Below are 17,408 nucleotides of genomic sequence, written 5' to 3'. Positions count from 1 at the left end.
AAGATTCACGATGACCACCGCCAGACGGGGCGTCTGGCGATGGGTACTGGATTCGAGACTCCCCGACGAACCGCTGTCGGTGTAGCCCTTGAACCCGAAAGTTCAAGGTGGAGATTGCAGGAGGTTTTAAGGCTTTCCGTCGAGCGGACATGCACACCAACCCCAACGTGCAACCCCCGTGGTTGTGCGTATCGGCTCAGGGACATGACCGACTGGCAAGCACTCCAGGGAGCGGTCGCAAGTATACCGAATCATGTCCAAACAATCAGCCTTGCGCTTTATCCGAATCCGTGGCAAGGACCAGATCCACACGATCCAGCAAGTCGCGAACCTGTTCGCGGGTCGACCCATCTGCGGCCACCTGAACTGGCGGCACTTCCTGCTTGTGCAAAAGATCGTGGGTAATGTTCAGTGCGGCCATCACCGCGATACGGTCGGCGCCGATGACTTTGCCGCTGCTGCGAATTTCGCGCATCTTGCCGTCCAGATAGCGTGCAGCGCTCACCAGATTGGTGCGCTCCTCCTGGGGGCAGATGATTGAGTATTCTTTGTCGAGGATTTGCACGGTGATGCTGTTGCCATTACTCATGAGTCTTGCTCCAGGGCCTTGAGGCGCGAAATCATGGACTCGACCTTTTGCCGGGCGATTTCGTTTTTTTCAATGAGTTGAGCGCGTTCCTCGCGCCAGGATTTTTCCTGAGCTAATAGGAGTCCGTTTTGACTTTTTAGTTGCTCGACACGATTGATCAATAGCTCCAGTCGGGCCATCAGCGCTTGCAGGTCGTTGTCTTCCATTGTTTTCCACTGATTATTTTCTGATGAGTGGCGCAGGCGCTGGCGTCTGGATTCGCCCCGGACATCGCCTGATAGCTTGGGCGCGTCTGCCGGTGCTACGATACAAGGCCTTCATTCTAGACATTGCGCCGCTTGGCGCCTAGTTGCCCATGCCTATTCAGAATTCCCCGTACAACGGCTTCGCCGCGCTGCTCACCAGCAGCGGTCATCACGTTTCTCCCGCCGAATTGCAAGGCCTGTTGCTGGGGCGCAGTTGTGCCGGCGCAGGCTTCGATGCAGACGAGTGGGTCGCCGACGCTTTGCTGCTGCTGGAAACAGAGCCTGAGGGCAATGTCCGCCAGGCCCTGATCGGTCTCCAGGAAATGGTAAAAAACGAACTCACCGGTGACGACATGACTGTCGTGCTGCTACTGCCCGGTGACGACGAACCTCTGGCTAACCGCGTCGTGGCCATGGCCCAGTGGTGCCAGGGCTTCCTCAACGGTTTTGCACGCGTCGGTGGCCAGCCGCTGAGCGCAGAGGCCGCCGAGGTGCTTCAGGATCTGGCAGCCATCGCGCAGATCCAGGACGCCCTTGAAGAGTCGGAAGACGGCGAGAGCGACTACATGGAAGTGATGGAATACCTGCGCATCGCGCCGTTGTTGCTGTTCACCGAGTTCAACAAAAAGGCTGAAGCCGAAGCCAAGCCGTCTTTGCACTGACTGCGCGTCATCGTCGCTTCGGTCAGCCTGGCGTTGCGCGTCGTTGACCGAAGCGCTCACCCTGGAGAACCGCACTTGCCCATGATTCGTGTCCCGAAAGCCGAATATGCCCGGCGCCGCAAGGCGTTGATGGAGCAGATGGAGCCCAACAGCATCGCTATTCTGCCTGCTGCGGCGGTGGCCATTCGTAATCGGGACGTGGAGCATGTGTACCGGCAGGACAGCGATTTTCAGTACCTGAGCGGCTTCCCCGAGCCCGAAGCGGTAATCGTGTTGATCCCCGGCCGTGAGTACGGTGAGTACGTTCTGTTCTGCCGCGAGCGCAACCCCGAGCGTGAGCTGTGGGACGGCCTTAGGGCAGGGCAAGACGGCGCAACGCGGGACTACGGCGCCGACGATGCCTTTCCCATTACCGACATAGACGACATCTTGCCGGGCCTCATTGAGGGCCGTGATCGGGTCTATTCGTCCATGGGGAGCAATCCCGAGTTTGACCGGCACGTCATGGAGTGGATCAACGTCATTCGCTCCAAGGCGCACTTGGGCGCGCAGCCGCCAAAAGAGTTCGTTGCGCTTGATCACCTGCTTCACGACATGCGCCTGTACAAGTCAGCTGCCGAAGTGAAGGTCATGCGCGAGGCAGCGCAAATCTCTGCACGAGCGCACGTGCGGGCCATGCAGGCCAGCCGCGCCGGGCTCTATGAGTTCAGTCTTGAAGCGGAGCTTGATTACGAGTTCCGCAAGGGCGGGGCGAAGATGCCGGCTTATGGCTCCATCGTCGCCTCCGGGCGCAACGCGTGCGTCCTGCACTACCAGGAAAACGACGCGCCGCTCAAAGACGGCGACCTGGTGCTGATCGATGCGGGCTGCGAGATCGACTGCTACGCCAGCGACATCACACGCACGTTCCCGGTCAGCGGCAAGTTCACCGACGAACAAAAGGCGATTTACGAAGTGGTGCTGAGGTCGCAGGAAGCCGCTTTTGCTGCCATCAAGCCCGGTAATCACTGGAATCAGGCGCACGAGGCCACCGTCCGGGTAATTACCGAAGGGCTGGTGGATCTCGGGCTGCTGCGGGGATCTGTGGATGAACTGATTGCCGCCGAAGCGTACAAAGCTTTCTACATGCACCGTGCCGGGCACTGGCTGGGCATGGATGTACACGACGTGGGTGAATATCGGGTCGGCGGCGAGTGGCGCGTGCTGGAACCTGGCATGGCGCTGACGGTGGAGCCCGGCATTTACGTAGCACCGGACAACCAAACCGTCGCCAAAAAATGGCGCGGGATCGGAGTGCGAATCGAGGACGACGTCTTGGTCACCAAAAAAGGCTGTGAAATCCTGACAGGCGATGTACCCAAAACCGTCGCCGAGATCGAGGCGCTGATGGCCGCTGCGCGAATCCAGGCCGCATGAGCCGCTTCAACCTGGCCATCGTAGGTGGCGGGCTGGTTGGCGCGAGCCTGGCATTGGCGCTGCAGGCTGGAGCGAAGGCGCGGGGCTGGAAGATTGTCCTGATCGAGCCATTTGCGCCCGGCGACACGTATCAACCCAGTTACGACGCACGCTCATCCGCACTCTCGTTTGGCGCGCGGCAGATCTACGAGCGCCTGGGTTTGTGGCAGCACATTAGCCGCCGCGCCGAGCCCATCCTCAAAATTCACGTTTCCGACAAAGGCCGGTTCGGCGCGGCGCATTTGTCTTCCATGCAGGAAGGCGTGCCGGCTCTGGGTTACGTGGTGGAAAACGCCTGGCTGGGGCAGTGCCTGTGGCAGGCGCTGGACCGGGACGTGATTAGCTGGCGCGTACCGGCCGAAGTGACCCATATGCAGGCGCTGCCCGACGGTTATCGGCTCACCCTGAACGATGAGAGCCAGCTCGACTGCGACCTGGCGGTGCTTGCTGACGGTGGCCGCTCCGGCCTGCGCGAGCAGCTGGGCATTACCGTGCGCAATACCCCTTACGACCAGAGCGCACTGATTGCGAACGTCACGCCAGGTGACGCGCACGGTGGCCAGGCTTTTGAGCGCTTCACCCAAGATGGCCCGATGGCCTTTTTACCGCTACCGGACAACCGCTGCGCACTGGTCTGGACACGCACCGGCGATGACGTGCAACGACTAGTGGCGCTGGACGATCGAAGTTTCCTCAGCGAGCTGCAAGGTGTGTTCGGCTACCGCTTGGGTACGCTTAAGCAAGTGGGGGCACGCCACAGTTATCCTTTGGCACTCATCGAAGCTGAAGAACAGATTCGCTCGCATCTGGTGGTGCTGGGGAACGCAGCCCACAGCCTGCATCCTATCGCGGGGCAGGGCTTTAACCTGTCGCTGCGTGATGCCGCTTCCCTCGCCGAAGCGCTGCTGGCCAGCGAGGCGCCTATGGGTGACCTGTCGACGTTGCAGGCCTACCGTGAGCGCCAGCGTGCTGATCAACAAATGACCATTGGTTTCTCTGATCAGGTGACGCGGTTGTTCAGCAGCCAGCAGTCTCTGCTGACCACCGGACGCAACCTGGGCCTGCTTGGTCTGGATTTGCTGCCCTCGGCCAAGAGCTGGTTCGCTCGCCAGGCGATGGGCCTTGGAACGCGCACCGATGTCTGAACACTCCATTCACTTGTGGCTTTCGCCACTGCCGAGAACGATTTAAAGCATGGAAACGCGCGCAGATCTGCTGATTATCGGGGCCGGGATGGTAGGAAGCGCGCTCGCATTGGCGTTGCGAGACAGCGGCCTGAACATCGTTGTGGTGGACGGCGGGCCTCTGACCGTTAAACCGTTCGTGGCCGACGCCCCCTTTGAAGCGCGGGTCAGCGCCCTGTCGATCGCCAGTCAGCGCATTCTTGAGCGGCTGGGTGTCTGGGAAGGGATTCTTGCGCGCCGAGTCAGCCCTTATGGCGATATGCACGTGTGGGATGGCAGCGGCACGGGCAAGGTGCATTTTTCCGCTTCCAGTGTTCACGCTGAGGTCCTTGGGCATATTGTCGAAAATCGCGTGGTGCAAGACGCGCTGGTCGAGCGCCTGCAGCAGAGCAGCATCGGCTTGTTGGCCGATGCGCGTCTGGAGCAGATGCGGCGGTCCGGTGATGACTGGCTTCTGACGCTTTCCGATGGTCGCCTGTTGCGCTCGCCGCTGGTGGTCGCGGCCGATGGCGCGAACTCCACTGTGCGGCGCATGACCGGCACAGCCACGCGTGAGTGGGACTACCTGCATCACGCCATTGTCACCAGCGTGCGCACCGCTGAATCCCACCACAAAACGGCGTGGCAGCGTTTTACCGACGAGGGACCGCTGGCTTTCTTGCCACTCGACCGTGAGGGCGAGCATTGGTGTTCCATCGTGTGGTCCGTGACGCCGGAGCAATCAGAGCGATTGATGAAGCTCGACGACGAACGCTTCTGCCGGGAGCTGGAAACTGCGTTCGAAGGTCGTCTCGGAAAGGTCATCTCTGTCGACCCGAGGCTTTGCGTCCCTTTGCGTCAGCGCCATGCCAAACGTTACGTGGCCGAGGGCCTTGCACTGATCGGCGATGCCGCGCACACCATCCATCCCTTGGCCGGGCAGGGGGTCAACCTGGGTTTTCTGGACGCCGCAGTGCTCGCCGAAGTATTGCGCGGCGCAGTCGAGAGGGGCGAGCGGCTGGCCGATGAGAGGGTCCTGAGTCGTTACGAACGTCGACGTATGCCGCATAACCTCGCGTTGATGGCCGCAATGGAGGGCTTTGAAAGGCTGTTCCAGGCTGACGCGCTGCCGGTTCGTCTGCTGCGCAATGCGGGGCTGAAGATGGTCGACCGCTCGGCGGAGGCAAAGGCATTGTTCGTGCGCCAGGCCTTGGGTCTGACCGGGGATCTCCCCAACTTGGCAAAGCTCTGAAACCACAACCCTTTCTGTAAACGCGGCTCACCGTGGGACCGGCTTCAGCCGGGAAAGCGCATGCTGCGAATATGATGGCGTTTCGGCTGGCCTATCCCGGCTAAAGCCGGTCTCACTAGAGCAGCCTCCATATTCTGTGAATCTGGTTGCAGCACTTCTTTCACTCCGCAACATCCAGTAACGCCTCCACACTGACACCGGTTGAGAAGGTAGATGCGATTCACTACCATTTCGCCTCGTTTTTCCCCCGAATCAGGAGAACCTGCATGCAGGCGAGCAAGCGTCTTTTGGCTGCCCTGGCATTAACCGTGCTCGGCAGCTCCGCCCAGGCCGCAGATGAAGTGGTGGTGTATTCCTCTCGTATCGACGAGCTGATCAAGCCGGTATTCGATGCCTATACCGCCAAGACCGGTGTAAAGGTCAAGTTCATCACCGACAAGGAAGCGCCGCTCATGCAGCGCATCAAGGCTGAAGGGGAAAACGCCACCGCTGACCTGTTGCTTACTGTCGACGCAGGCAACCTCTGGCAAGCGGAACAAATGGGCATCCTGCAGCCCTTCACCTCGCCGGTTATCGACGCGAACATTCCGTCGCAGTACCGATCTTCAACCCACAGCTGGACTGGCCTGAGCCTGCGGGCCCGGACCATCGCCTACTCCACTGATCGCGTTAAACCCGAAGAGATTTCGACCTACGAAGCGCTGGCTGACAAGCAGTGGGAAGGGCGCCTTTGCCTGCGTACCGCTAAAAAGGTCTACAACCAGTCGCTCACCGCCACGCTGATCGAAACCCACGGCGCCGAAGCGTCAGAGAAGATTCTCAAGGGCTGGGTGAATAACCTCTCCACCGACGTGTTTTCCGATGACATCGCGGTGCTGGAGGCCATCAACGCCGGCCAATGCGATGTTGGCATCGTCAACACCTACTACTACGGTCGTCTGCACAAGGACAATCCGGATCTGGCCGTACGCCTGTTCTGGCCCAACCAATCGGACCGCGGGGTCCATGTAAATCTCTCCGGTATTGGCCTGACTCGGTACGCGCCGCATGCCGAGGCCGCCAAAGCGTTGGTCGAGTGGATGACCGGCCCTGACGCCCAGACCATCTTCGCCGGCACCAACCAGGAGTTTCCCGCCAACCCGAAAGTCGCGCCTTCCGAAGAAGTGGCCAGTTGGGGCGCGTTCAAGGCGGACACCATCCCGGTTGAAGTGGCCGGGCGCCGGCAGGCCGAAGCGATTCGCATGATGGACCGCGCTGGCTGGAATTGATTGCAACCAGGCAGCCCCGTCTGAGGGAGCGCGCTTGCCCGCGAAGGCTATAGACCATGACATGAAGGTGTCTGAGGCTATGTCATCACCAGGGCCAGGGCGCTCCTGCAGGGGATCTCTAAATCCATGAGTAACGTCCTTGGCCCATTCCCCCCAGCGTCGCTGGTATCCCCTGGTTTTCACCATCGCCGCGTTGGTGCTGTTGCCCCTGAGCGTACTGTTTCTTTCCTGGCAGACCATCGACCTGCAGATCTGGTCCCATCTTTGGGAAACCCAGATGCCGCGATTGTTGGGCAATACCCTCACGCTGGTCATCGGCGTGGGACTGGGTGTCACACTGCTTGGGGTGAGCCTGGCATGGCTGACAGCGCTGTGTGAGTTCCCCGGACGGCGCTGGCTGGATTGGGCATTGATGTTGCCCTTTGCGATCCCGGCGTATGTGCTGGCGTTCGTCTTTGTGGGCTTGCTGGATTTCGCAGGCCCCGTGCAAACGCTGATGCGCGAGTGGTTCGGCTCAGGTTTGCGTTTGCCGCGGGTGCGCTCCACCGGCGGCGTCATCATCGTGCTGGTGCTGGTGTTCTATCCCTACGTCTACCTACTGGCGCGCACTGCGTTTCTGGCCCAGGGAAAAGGCCTCATGGAGGCGGCGCGCATCCTCGGCCAGTCCCCGTGGCAGGCCTTCTGGCGGGTTGCACTGCCCATGGCAAGGCCGGCAATCGGCGCGGGCGTGGCCCTTGCATTGATGGAAACCCTTGCCGATTTCGGCGCCGTCTCGGTGTTCAACTTCGACACCTTCACCACCGCGATCTACAAAACCTGGTACGGCTTCTTCAGCCTGTCGAGCGCCGCGCAACTGGCGAGCCTACTGCTGCTGGCCGTCATGGTCCTCCTGTACGGCGAGCATCGCGCACGGGGGGCGAGCCGACCGAGCAACGAGCGGCCGAGGGTCAAAGCGTTATATCACCTGCATGGGTTTAAAGCCGCTGCAGCTAGTGCATGGTGTGGGCTGGTGTTCGCCTGCGCATTTGTGGTGCCGCTGCTGCAATTGATCGTCTGGGTCTGGCAACGCGGTCGATTCGATCTGGATGAGCGTTACGCCGGCCTGATTCTCCACACGCTTTATCTGGGGGCCATTGCTGCGCTGGTCACGGTGTGCGTCGCGATGATTCTGGTATTTGCCCGACGCCTCGCGCCCACTCGGGCCATTCGCTCCGGGGTCAGCGTCGCTAACATCGGCTACGCGTTGCCGGGTTCGGTGCTGGCGGTGTCGATCATGCTGGCGTTCAGTTATCTGGACCGCGAATGGGTCGTGCCGCTCTCCGGCTGGCTGGGGGGTGCCGGCAAGCCGCTGCTGCTGGGCAGCCTGGGGGCGCTGGTGCTTGCCTATCTGGTGCGGTTCATTGCAGTCGCTTACGGGCCGCTCGAGAACAGTTTGTCGCGCATTCGCCCATCGTTGCCGGAGGCTGCACGCAGTCTGGGCGTTAGCGGCCCGCGATTGTTTTTCAGGATTTATCTGCCGCTGCTCATCCCCGGCACGCTGAGCGCTGCACTGTTGGTCTTCGTGGATGTGCTCAAGGAAATGCCCGCCACTCTGCTCATGCGCCCGTTTGGCTGGGATACGCTGGCCGTGCGCATCTTTGAAATGACCAGCGAAGGTGAGTGGGCGCGTGCCGCTTTGCCAGCGCTGACATTGGTGCTGGTCGGGTTGCTTCCGGTCATCGGTCTGATTAGACGTTCGGCCAGGCCGATTGGCTAGGTGCGGGGTGCTGACCTTGCGGCTACAATGCGCCGCAATCGACTCGGTCTGTCAGACAATTCCACAAATTAGCATAAGCGTCAGACCCCAAGTCGGGGGGTTTGCGGGATTGCAATTGACTGCGTCTTCGCCACGCCCGGAAGGAGAAACCCATGGGACAGCGCACGCCCCTCTTTGACCTGCACCTTGCGCTTGGCGCAAAGCTGGTCGATTTTGGTGGTTGGGATATGCCCCTGCACTACGGCTCCCAGGTCGAGGAGCACCATCAGGTGCGCCGGGACTGCGGGATTTTCGACGTGTCGCACATGCATGTGCTCGACATATCCGGAAGCCAGGCCCAGCCTTGGCTGCAGCGTCTGCTGGCCAACGACGTGGGTAGGTTGCAGCAGATTGGGCGCGCGCTTTACAGCGCAATGCTCGACACCCGTGGCGGCATCGTCGACGACATGATCGTCTACCTGACCGAGACGGGTTATCGGCTGGTAGTCAATGCCGCCACCGGCGCCAAGGACCTGGCCTGGATGAACGCCAACCTTGCCGGCTATGACGTGCGCGTCGAGCATCGCTCGGAACTGGCCATGCTCGCCATTCAGGGGCCCAACGCACGGCAGAAGATCGGCGAACTGGTCACCCAGGAGCGTACGGCGCTCATCCATACACTGCGGCCATTCGAAGGCCAGCAAGACGGCGACTGGTTCATTGCCCGCACGGGCTATACCGGTGAAGACGGCCTGGAAATCATTCTGCCCGCCAGCGAGGCCTGCAGTTTCTTCAACGACATGGTGGGCGCCGGCATTTCGCCGATCGGGTTGGGCGCGCGCGATACACTGCGTCTGGAGGCCGGGATGAACCTCTACGGCCAGGAAATCGACGAGCATGTCTCACCGCTGACCTCAAACATGGCCTGGACTGTCGCGTGGGCGCCCGAAGACAGGCAGTTCATCGGGCGCGCTGCACTTGAAGCGGAACGCGCGCAAGGCCTTGTTTCCAAATTAGTAGGACTGGTCCTGGAAGAGCGGGGCGTTTTGCGCGCCCATCAGGTCGTCCGCGTAGCGGAAGTTGGCGAAGGAGAGATCACCAGTGGTAGTTTCTCTCCTACGCTAAGCAAGTCGATCGCGCTGGCGCGTGTACCGATGGCAACCGCTGACCGTGCCGAAGTGGAAATTCGCGGCAAGTGGTACCCGGTCCGTGTGGTGCAACCCGCTTTCGTGCGTCACGGCAAAGCGTTGATCTAAACCAGATTTGACAGCCATCCCTGGCGGGTTTTTCCGCTGACCTGATGAAGTAGAGAGGACAAGAACATGAGCACTACTCCCGCCGAACTGCGTTTCGCTGAAAGCCACGAGTGGGCAAAGCAAGAAGGTGATCTGATCGTTGTGGGTATCTCCGATCATGCGCAGGAAGCGCTGGGCGACGTGGTGTTTGTCGAGCTGCCGGAAGTCGGCAAAGTCTTCGCAGCGGCAGGCGATCAGGCAGGCGTGGTCGAGTCCGTGAAGGCTGCGTCCGACATCTACTCGCCAGTGGCGGGTGAAGTTGTTGCAGTCAACGACTCACTGACGGGTGAGCCGGAAGCCCTGAACAACACCCCTTACGAATCGTGGATCTTCAAGGTCAAGCCAGCCAACACCGACGACCTGGGCAAGCTGCTCGACGCAGCGGGCTACAAGGCTCTGATTGGCGAGTAAGCTGCTCGGCCAGTCGTAAAAAAGCCGCTCCAATGAGCGGCTTTTTGTTGAGACTGATTTGGCGAGCAAACGCCGGTGAGCCCCAAAAGAGAATTACTGTTCGGCGACCAGGTTTTTCGCCAGGATGGCGTTCGCCAAGTCCATATCCGATGCCTTGAGCGCCGGGTTGTCCTTGCGAACCTGATCCATGGCCGCTTCCAGGTACGGGCCGCGGATTTCGCCGTTGCTGGCTACATAACTGCCAGCGTCATCTTGTGCGGCAACGATCAGCTTGTGATGACGGAAAGTCAGGTAGGTGGAGCCGGTGGTTGCACCGGACGACAGGACGTCCCGCAGAAAACCGTCGGCCATCGCTGAACCGACCGGCAGGGAAAGCAAGGCTAACGTGGCTACAGCAAGTTTGAGACGCATGACGGGTACTCCGATTTTGGTTTGTTCTGAAACGATTTGATACGCCGTTGCCCGGTCTAGTTCCCCAGGCGCTGGCAGTCATACGACCACCACGTGCAAAATCGTGCCGTCCTGTGCGGTCACCCTCACACGGTCGCCTGCCGGAGCATCCGGTCCTACGACCATCCAGACGCCGTCGCCGACCTTGATCTTGCCTCGCCCGTTGATGATGGATTCCTGAACCACGAAGGTCTGTCCGATCAACTCCGAGCCGCGCATGTTCAGCCCCGGCTGATCCGACTTGCGCTGCACGCTGCGCTGACGGCGCCACCAGTACAGGGCAGTCAGCACCGACAGCACCGCAAATGACACGAACTGCATTTCCCAGCTCAAGGCCGGCAGGATGTAGGTAAGAATGCCCACGCCTGCTGCAGCGACGCCGATCCACAGCAGATAGCCGCCCGCACCGAACACCTCAAGGATCAGCAGCACCGTGCCGAGCCCCAGCCAGTCCCAAAACGACAGGTCTTGCAGATAGGTCCACATGGCTCAGACTCGCTTGCCGGCTTCAGGTTTGGGCGTGTCGAACGTGGCTTTGACGATCTCGCCGATACCGCCAATGGCTCCGATCATCTGACTGGCCTCCAGCGGCATGAGAATGACTTTGCTGTTGTTGGCCGAAGCCAGCCTGCCCAGCGCATCAATGTATTTCTGTGCAACGAAGTAATTGATTGCCTGCACATCGCCTGACGCAATGGCCTCGGAAACCACCTGGGTCGCGCGCGCCTCGGCTTCGGCCTGTCGTTCACGGGCTTCGGACTCCAGAAATGCGGCCTGACGCTCGCCTTCGGCTTCCAGAATCTGTGCCTGCTTCTTGCCCTCGGCGGTGAGGATGGCCGAAGCCCTTAGCCCTTCGGCCTCCAGAATTTGAGCGCGTTTGATTCGTTCGGCTTTCATCTGCCCCGACATCGCCGCCATCAGATCAGCAGGAGGGCTGATGTCCTTGATTTCAATCCGGGTGATCTTGATGCCCCATGGCGCAGTGGCCTCATCGACGATGCGCAGCAGCCGTTCGTTGATACCGTCGCGCTGGCTGAGCATCGCGTCCAGCTCCATCGAACCGAGTACGGTCCGGATATTGGTCTGCAACAGGTTGCGAATAGCGTGTTGCAGGTTATTGACCTCATACGCGGCCTGGGCGCAGTTGACCACTTGGTAAAAACACACGGCGTCGATCTGCACCGTGGCGTTGTCCGACGTGATGACTTCCTGTGGCGGGATGTCGAGCACGGTCTCCATCATGTTCAGTTTGTGGCCTATACGGTCGACTATCGGCACGATGATGTTCAGCCCAGGCTTGAGCGTGTTGGTGTAGCGGCCGAAGCGTTCAACGGTCCACTGGTACCCCTGCGGTACCACTTTGAAGCCCATAAACACGATGGCCACGGCCAACGCCACAAAAAGTAAAACCACACTTCCGGTTTGCATAACGGATCCCTGTTGGTGACGGTAAGAAGTCGATCGGGCAGAGTAGGGTAATTGGATCTGCGCGGCGAGATTCTGTTGTACCACTGGCAGCACGGTTCGCGCAGCAGCTGAGCCTTGAGCAATACACACCATAGGAGAGCGTCATGGCTGTTCTAGATAGTTTTCGCCTCGACGGCAGGGTAGCGTTGATAACCGGTTCCAGCGCGGGTATTGGCCTGGCGATCGCCCGTGGCCTGGCCGAAGCCGGCGCCACAGTGGTGCTGAATGGTCGTAATAAACAGACGCTGCAAGCAGCGGCGCAGACCCTCGCGAACGAGGGGCACGTTGTTCATACCCAAGCCTTTGACGTGACCGACAGCGCCGCGGTTGCCGTTGCGGTTCAGGCAATCGAGCAGCGCGTCGGGGCGCTGGAAATTCTGGTCAACAACGCGGGCATACAAAGACGCGGGCCACTGGCCGATTTTCAGGAAGCAGACTGGCACGAGCTCATGCGCACCAATCTGGACAGCGCGTTCTTTGTCGGTCAGGCCGTTGCCCGCTGCATGATTGCGCGTGGACGCGGGCGGATCATCAACATCTGCTCCGTGCAGAGCGAGCTGGGCCGCCCGGGGATTGCGCCGTACACGGCAAGCAAAGGCGCGTTGAAAATGCTGACCAAGGGGATGGCGATAGACTGGGGCCCGCTGGGTCTTAACGTCAACGGCATCGGTCCGGGGTATTTCAAAACCGAGCTGAACGCTGCGCTGGTGGCCAATGCCGAATTCAGCGACTGGCTGGTGCAGCGCACGCCGAGTCGTCGCTGGGGCGACGTGTCAGAGCTGGCGGGCGCTGCGGTGTTTCTGGCATCGGACGCAGCAAGCTTCGTCAACGGCCACATCCTTTACGTCGACGGTGCCATCACGGCCTCGTTGTAACACGGAGAACGCTCATGCAATCGATTGTCTGCCACGCCGCGAAAGATCTGCGCGTCGAGCCTGCCGACGACGCACTGCCGCTGGTCAGCGGTCAGCTGCGAGTACGCGTCGCTCGCGGCGGTATCTGCGGCTCGGACCTGCATTACTACCAGCACGGCGGTTTCGGTGCGGTTCGACTGAAAGAGCCGATGGTCCTCGGCCATGAAATCTCGGCGGTCATTGAGGAAGTCGCGGATGCGAACGGCACGTTCAGCGTTGGACAACGGGTTTCTGTCTCGCCGTCACGACCGTGCGGTGACTGCAAATACTGTCATGAGGGCCTGCCCAATCACTGCCTTAACATGCGGTTTTACGGCAGCGCGATGCCTTTCCCTCACATCCAGGGCGCGTTTCGTGAGCGTCTTGTGATCGATTCAAGCCAGGCCCATTTGCTGGCGCCCACCACAACGCTGGCAGAAGCCGCGCTGGCCGAACCGCTGTCGGTGGGGCTCCATGCAATCCAGCGTGCCGGCGGGGTATTCGGCAAGCGCGTGTTGGTGACCGGTTGTGGCCCGATCGGCAATTTGCTGATCGGCAGCCTGCGCGCGGCAGGTGCGCTGCAGATCGTGGCTGCGGACCTGAGCGACAGCGCGCTGGCTTGTGCCCGTCGCATGGGCGCCAGCGAGACGCATAACCTGCGTGACGAGCCGCAGGCGCTGGCTCGCTATACCGCCGATAAGGGTTATTTCGATGTGATGTTCGAAGCATCCGGCAGCGCTCAGGCGCTGGGTAACGGTCTGACCTGTATGCGTCCCCGCGGAATCGTGGTGACCGTCGGGCTCGGCGGGGACGTGGCGATTCCCCTGAATCTGGTGGTGGGCAAGGAAATCGATCTGCGCGGCACCTTCCGCTTCCATGCCGAATTCGCTCAAGCCGTGGATTTGCTTAACCGCAAGGTGATCGATGTCACGCCCGTGATCTCCCATACCGTTGCCTTCGAAGATGCCGTTCAAGCGTTCGAGCTGGCGGGAGACAAGCAACAGGCGATGAAAGTGGTGCTGGACTTCGGCGTTGCAGACGTCTGACGGAGTAAGCAATCGGGCTGGTGTGGCACTGCCGGCACAGGCCATTGCGGCATTACCAGACCAGCGCCCTGTAGGGGCGCTTGCCCGCGAAGGCGTTGTGTCAGGCGCCCTTATGCCACTGCCCCATCTCGTTCGCCAGCAAGCCGGCTCCTACAGTGATTGCGGCGTGCCAGCTAACATGACTGCGGCCCATTTGACGGGTTCGCGGGCAGCGCTCAGGGTGGCTAACGCTGCTCGCTCTGTGGCGTTACGCGCAGCACTTCTTCCACCGTCGTTAGCCCTGCTGCGACCTTTTGCGCGCCAGACAACCGCAGGCTGCGCATGCCATCCTTGAATCCCTGACGACGCAATGCCGTCAGGTCCAGGTCGGCTGAAATCAGCGATTTGACGGCGTCTGACATCAGCATGATTTCGTAGACCCCGGCGCGGCCGCGATACCCTGTGTCGCGGCATTCGGCACAGCCGACCGCCCGATGCGCGCCACTCGGCACAGGCGCCTGCCACGGGCGTGTCAGGGTCTGCCAGTCAGCCTCATCCATCTCGATCGGCGCCTTGCAGTGCGGGCAAAGCGTACGCACCAGCCGCTGTGCCATTACGCCGAGAATCGTTGCTTTAAGCAGGTAATGCGGCACACCCAATTCGAGCAAGCGACTGACCGCGCTGGGTGCGTCGTTGGTGTGCAGGGTCGAAAGCACCAAGTGACCCGTGAGCGCGGCCTGGATAGCCATTTCTGCTGTTTCCAAGTCGCGAATCTCGCCGATCATGATGATGTCAGGGTCCTGCCGCATCAGTGCCCGCACGCCGCTGGCAAAGTTCAGATCAATGTTGTGCTGGACCTGCATCTGGTTAAACGCTGGCTCGACCATTTCAATCGGGTCCTCGATGGTGCAGAGGTTCACCTCCGATGTCGCCAGCTTTTTCAGCGTCGTGTACAACGTGGTGGTTTTGCCGGAACCGGTCGGTCCTGTCACCAGAATGATGCCGTTGGGCTGGCGGGTCATGCCTTCCCAGCGGCGGAGGTCATCGCCGGAGAATCCCAACTGGTCGAAGTCTTTGAGCAGTACTTCCGGGTCGAAGATCCGCATCACCATCTTTTCCCCGAACGCGGTAGGCAGCGTCGATAACCGCAGTTCCACTTCGCCGCCGTCAGGCGTTTTGGTCTTCACACGGCCATCTTGTGGCTTGCGCTTCTCGGCCACATTCATGCGGCCCAGACTCTTCAGGCGGCTGGTAACCGCCATCGCGACCTGCGGCGGGAATTGATAGACGTTGTGCAGCACGCCGTCGATGCGGAACCGCACCGTTCCCGCTTCACGACGAGGCTCGATGTGAATGTCACTGGCGCGCTGCTGATAGGCGTACTGAAAAAGCCAGTCGACGATATTGACGATGTGCGCGTCGTTCGCATCGGGTTCCTGATCGCTGGCGCCGAGCTTGAGCAACTGTTCAAAGTTGCCCATGTTGCTGACTTTTTGGTCGCTGGCGCTGGCGCCGCTGACCGATTTTGCCAACCGATAAAACTCGACGGCCAGTTTCTGCACGTCGACGGGATTGGCGACGACCCGTTTGATCGGCATTTTCAGCACGTGGGTCAGGTCGGCTTCCCACGCATGCACGTAGGGCTGTGCGCTGGCGATAGTGACCGCATCGCGATCAACATCCACCGCGAGAATCTTGTGGCGCTGGGCGAAGGCGTAGGACATCAACGGTGTGACGGCAGCGACGTTGATCTTCAGCGGGTCAATACGCAGATACGGCTGCCCGGCTTGCTCGGCCAGCCAGGCGGTCAGGGTTTCAAGATCGAGTTTCTTGCCGGGCCGCTTGTGGTTATCGAACTGCTGGTTGGCAATGAGTTCGAGCGGATGGGCGTGGAGGTTCTGCGCAGCTCGGCGCAGGGTGAGCGCATATTCGGCATTGTCCTGATCGAGGTAACCCTGCGCGACGAGATCGCGCAGTACTTCGTTCAGATCCAGCCAGCGGTCCTGAGATGATGAGGCGAGGACGGACATGCGGGCTCCTTCGGGCGAGACGGCTTACTTCGGTGATGAGCAAGAGTAGTCCCAAGCGTGCCAGTTGCGGTGCCCTGCCGGTAGTGAAGCATTGCCAATATTTTCGGAGCACTCAACTGGCAGCGAGTGAGACGGCCTCGGTTACGACGTGCAAATCGCCTATCGGTTCCAGTTCGACCGAGCATACGCTGACCAAGTTGCGCATTTTTTCACCAATGACCTGCGCCCGGTGCCATGTCATGCCCCCCACTTCAACACTCACCATCAACATGTCTTCCTGTTGCAGCACTGAAACCTGGCGGGGTATGAGGTACTGCATTGCAAAAAGATTAAGCAGCCGGCAGAGCACATCGGCTTCGGCCTCGGCAAGAATTTCAAAGCGCGACACGCAGTGAGCGTTACCCACCGACCAAGCATCGTGACGCAGTGGGGCAGGGTGGAAGGCTTCAAAATGCGGCATGCAAGATCTCCTGGCAAACGTACCGTTGCAGTGACGGCGGATGAAAGAAAGTTTTACATGCTCCAGCAGAAATTTCTGATCGAAGATATGCTGTGTCGCGCCGAAAAAGACTTGTTTATGTGACCAATCTGGCTTTGGAGACTCAGCTATGCATACAGAGCTGGATGGCTACGATCGAAAAATTCTGGCACTGCTGCAGGAGGATGCGTCGTTGTCGAGCGCGCAAATTGCCGAGCAGGTAGGCCTGTCGCAATCGCCCTGCTGGCGACGGATCCAGAGGTTGAAAGATGAAGGGGTGATCAGGCGTCAGGTCACGCTGCTCGATCGCAAAAAAATCGGGCTCAACACGCAGATTTTCGCCGAGGTGAAGCTCAACGCTCACGGTCGGTCCAACTTCACCGAGTTCACCGATGCGATCCGCGGATTTCCCGAGGTGCTGGAGTGTTATGTGTTGATGGGCTCAGTGGACTTCTTGCTGCGCATCGTCACGCCGGACATCGAAGCGTACGAGCGATTCTTCTTCGAAAAGCTTTCGCTGGTGCCGGGGATACAGGAGGTGAACTCGACTGTGGCGCTGTCGGAGATCAAATCGACGACGAGCTTGCCGATTGTGAGATAGCTTTCGCCTTTCCCGGCTGAAGCCAGCCCCGCTGATGGATCGCGTTCGCTAGTGGGACCGTATGTTGTTGGTGGGACCGGCTTTAGCCGGGAAGGCGTCGGTAGGCACACTGCAAAAATGAGAGTGCTGCCGCTGGCCTCTTCCCGGCTGAAGCCGGTCCTACGGGTACACAGTATGTTGTTGGTGGGACCGGCTTTAGCCGGGAAGGCGTCGGTAGGCTCACTGCAAAAATGAGAGTGCTGTCGCTGGCCTCTTCCCGGCTGAAGCCGGTCCTACGGGTGCACAGTATGTTGTCGGTGGGACCGGCTTTAGCCGGGAAGGCTTCGGCAGGCACACTGTAAATTGAGAGTGCTGTCACTGGCCTCTTTTCGGCTGAAGCCGGTCCTACG

Annotated in this window: 18 protein-coding genes and 1 other RNA gene; 11 read left to right on the top strand and 8 right to left on the bottom strand. The window is 60.3% G+C overall.

From position 1 onward, the window contains the following. Window positions 1-55: 55 nt before the first annotated feature. The 3 genes from ssrS to QRN48_RS05985 all read right to left on the bottom strand — a co-directional run bounded on the left by ssrS (window position 56) and on the right by QRN48_RS05985 (window position 795). A non-coding RNA gene (ssrS, locus tag QRN48_RS05995) (6S RNA) lies at window positions 56-234 on the bottom strand. Between the two features lie 31 nt (window positions 235-265). Continuing rightward, on the bottom strand, window positions 266-589 hold the full coding sequence (locus tag QRN48_RS05990; protein ID WP_037016504.1) for a cell division protein ZapA: 324 nt from the start codon (window positions 587-589) through the stop codon (window positions 266-268). After that, window positions 586-795, bottom strand: a complete 210-nt coding sequence (locus tag QRN48_RS05985) for a TIGR02449 family protein (RefSeq protein ID WP_037016503.1) — start codon at window positions 793-795, stop codon at window positions 586-588. The genes QRN48_RS05990 and QRN48_RS05985 overlap by 4 nt, the downstream gene beginning before the upstream one ends. Before the next feature lie 149 nt (window positions 796-944). Here QRN48_RS05985 and QRN48_RS05980 point away from each other — a divergent pair, with 149 nt between their 5' ends. From QRN48_RS05980 to gcvH, 8 genes are all read left to right on the top strand, one after another. After that, on the top strand, window positions 945-1,496 hold the full coding sequence (locus QRN48_RS05980) for a YecA/YgfB family protein (RefSeq protein ID WP_037016500.1): 552 nt from the start codon (window positions 945-947) through the stop codon (window positions 1,494-1,496). A gap of 81 nt (window positions 1,497-1,577) precedes the next feature. Continuing rightward, window positions 1,578-2,912, top strand: a complete 1,335-nt coding sequence (pepP, locus tag QRN48_RS05975) for a Xaa-Pro aminopeptidase (protein ID WP_285349559.1) — start codon at window positions 1,578-1,580, stop codon at window positions 2,910-2,912. After that, window positions 2,909-4,096 (top strand): 2-octaprenyl-6-methoxyphenyl hydroxylase, encoded by a 1,188-nt coding sequence (gene ubiH / locus QRN48_RS05970; RefSeq protein WP_191944110.1) that lies wholly within the window; start codon window positions 2,909-2,911, stop codon window positions 4,094-4,096. Before pepP ends, ubiH begins: the two co-directional genes overlap by 4 nt. Window positions 4,097-4,145: 49 nt before the next feature. Next, complete coding sequence (locus QRN48_RS05965; protein ID WP_191944109.1) at window positions 4,146-5,366, top strand: 2-octaprenyl-3-methyl-6-methoxy-1,4-benzoquinol hydroxylase; 1,221 nt, start codon at window positions 4,146-4,148, stop codon at window positions 5,364-5,366. Between the two features lie 266 nt (window positions 5,367-5,632). Then, window positions 5,633-6,634, top strand: coding sequence for an extracellular solute-binding protein (locus QRN48_RS05960; protein ID WP_285349433.1), 1,002 nt, complete (start codon window positions 5,633-5,635; stop codon window positions 6,632-6,634). A gap of 139 nt (window positions 6,635-6,773) precedes the next feature. Beyond that, on the top strand, window positions 6,774-8,390 hold the full coding sequence (locus tag QRN48_RS05955) for an ABC transporter permease (RefSeq protein ID WP_037016487.1): 1,617 nt from the start codon (window positions 6,774-6,776) through the stop codon (window positions 8,388-8,390). Window positions 8,391-8,542: 152 nt separating this feature from the next. After that, the gene (gcvT, locus tag QRN48_RS05950) at window positions 8,543-9,625 is read left to right on the top strand and encodes a glycine cleavage system aminomethyltransferase GcvT (RefSeq protein WP_037016485.1); all 1,083 of its coding nucleotides are present in this window, start codon (window positions 8,543-8,545) and stop codon (window positions 9,623-9,625) included. 66 nt (window positions 9,626-9,691) lie between these two features. Next, window positions 9,692-10,075 (top strand): glycine cleavage system protein GcvH, encoded by a 384-nt coding sequence (gene gcvH / locus QRN48_RS05945; RefSeq protein ID WP_037016482.1) that lies wholly within the window; start codon window positions 9,692-9,694, stop codon window positions 10,073-10,075. A 93-nt stretch (window positions 10,076-10,168) separates the two neighbouring features. Here gcvH and QRN48_RS05940 read toward each other — a convergent pair whose 3' ends face one another. The 3 genes from QRN48_RS05940 to QRN48_RS05930 all read right to left on the bottom strand — a co-directional run bounded on the left by QRN48_RS05940 (window position 10,169) and on the right by QRN48_RS05930 (window position 11,953). Further along, window positions 10,169-10,486, bottom strand: coding sequence for a DUF2388 domain-containing protein (locus tag QRN48_RS05940; RefSeq protein ID WP_191944106.1), 318 nt, complete (start codon window positions 10,484-10,486; stop codon window positions 10,169-10,171). 78 nt (window positions 10,487-10,564) lie between these two features. Further along, entirely contained in the window at window positions 10,565-11,011 is a 447-nt protein-coding gene (locus tag QRN48_RS05935; protein WP_285349432.1) for an NfeD family protein, read from the bottom strand. Window positions 11,012-11,014: 3 nt separating this feature from the next. Further along, window positions 11,015-11,953, bottom strand: a complete 939-nt coding sequence (locus QRN48_RS05930; RefSeq protein WP_037016475.1) for an SPFH domain-containing protein — start codon at window positions 11,951-11,953, stop codon at window positions 11,015-11,017. Window positions 11,954-12,096: 143 nt separating this feature from the next. On the opposite strand from QRN48_RS05930, the gene QRN48_RS05925 reads away from it, so the two are divergent. Both QRN48_RS05925 and QRN48_RS05920 read left to right on the top strand, forming a co-directional pair. Further along, window positions 12,097-12,867, top strand: a complete 771-nt coding sequence (locus QRN48_RS05925; protein ID WP_191944105.1) for a glucose 1-dehydrogenase — start codon at window positions 12,097-12,099, stop codon at window positions 12,865-12,867. 14 nt (window positions 12,868-12,881) lie between these two features. Beyond that, window positions 12,882-13,931 carry an L-idonate 5-dehydrogenase gene (locus tag QRN48_RS05920; RefSeq protein ID WP_285349430.1) on the top strand — a complete coding sequence of 350 codons (1,050 nt, stop codon included), beginning with the start codon at window positions 12,882-12,884 and terminating at the stop codon, window positions 13,929-13,931. Between the two features lie 224 nt (window positions 13,932-14,155). Here QRN48_RS05920 and tfpB read toward each other — a convergent pair whose 3' ends face one another. After that, entirely contained in the window at window positions 14,156-15,940 is a 1,785-nt protein-coding gene (gene tfpB / locus QRN48_RS05915; protein ID WP_037016468.1) for a type IV pilus assembly ATPase TfpB, read from the bottom strand. A 112-nt stretch (window positions 15,941-16,052) separates the two neighbouring features. Then, on the bottom strand, window positions 16,053-16,400 hold the full coding sequence (locus tag QRN48_RS05910) for an ACT-like domain-containing protein (RefSeq protein ID WP_191944103.1): 348 nt from the start codon (window positions 16,398-16,400) through the stop codon (window positions 16,053-16,055). 148 nt (window positions 16,401-16,548) lie between these two features. On the opposite strand from QRN48_RS05910, the gene QRN48_RS05905 reads away from it, so the two are divergent. Continuing rightward, the gene (locus QRN48_RS05905) at window positions 16,549-17,019 is read left to right on the top strand and encodes an Lrp/AsnC family transcriptional regulator (protein WP_285349426.1); all 471 of its coding nucleotides are present in this window, start codon (window positions 16,549-16,551) and stop codon (window positions 17,017-17,019) included. The last annotated feature ends 389 nt before the right edge of the window (window positions 17,020-17,408 follow it).

It is taken from the genome of Pseudomonas sp. ME-P-057 (genome assembly GCF_030208975.1).
In the GTDB taxonomy this organism is placed as follows: Bacteria; Pseudomonadota; Gammaproteobacteria; order Pseudomonadales; family Pseudomonadaceae; genus Aquipseudomonas; species Aquipseudomonas lutea.
The sequence above is the reverse complement of the archived record's forward strand: the minus strand, read 5'-3'. Positions and strand labels throughout refer to the sequence as shown.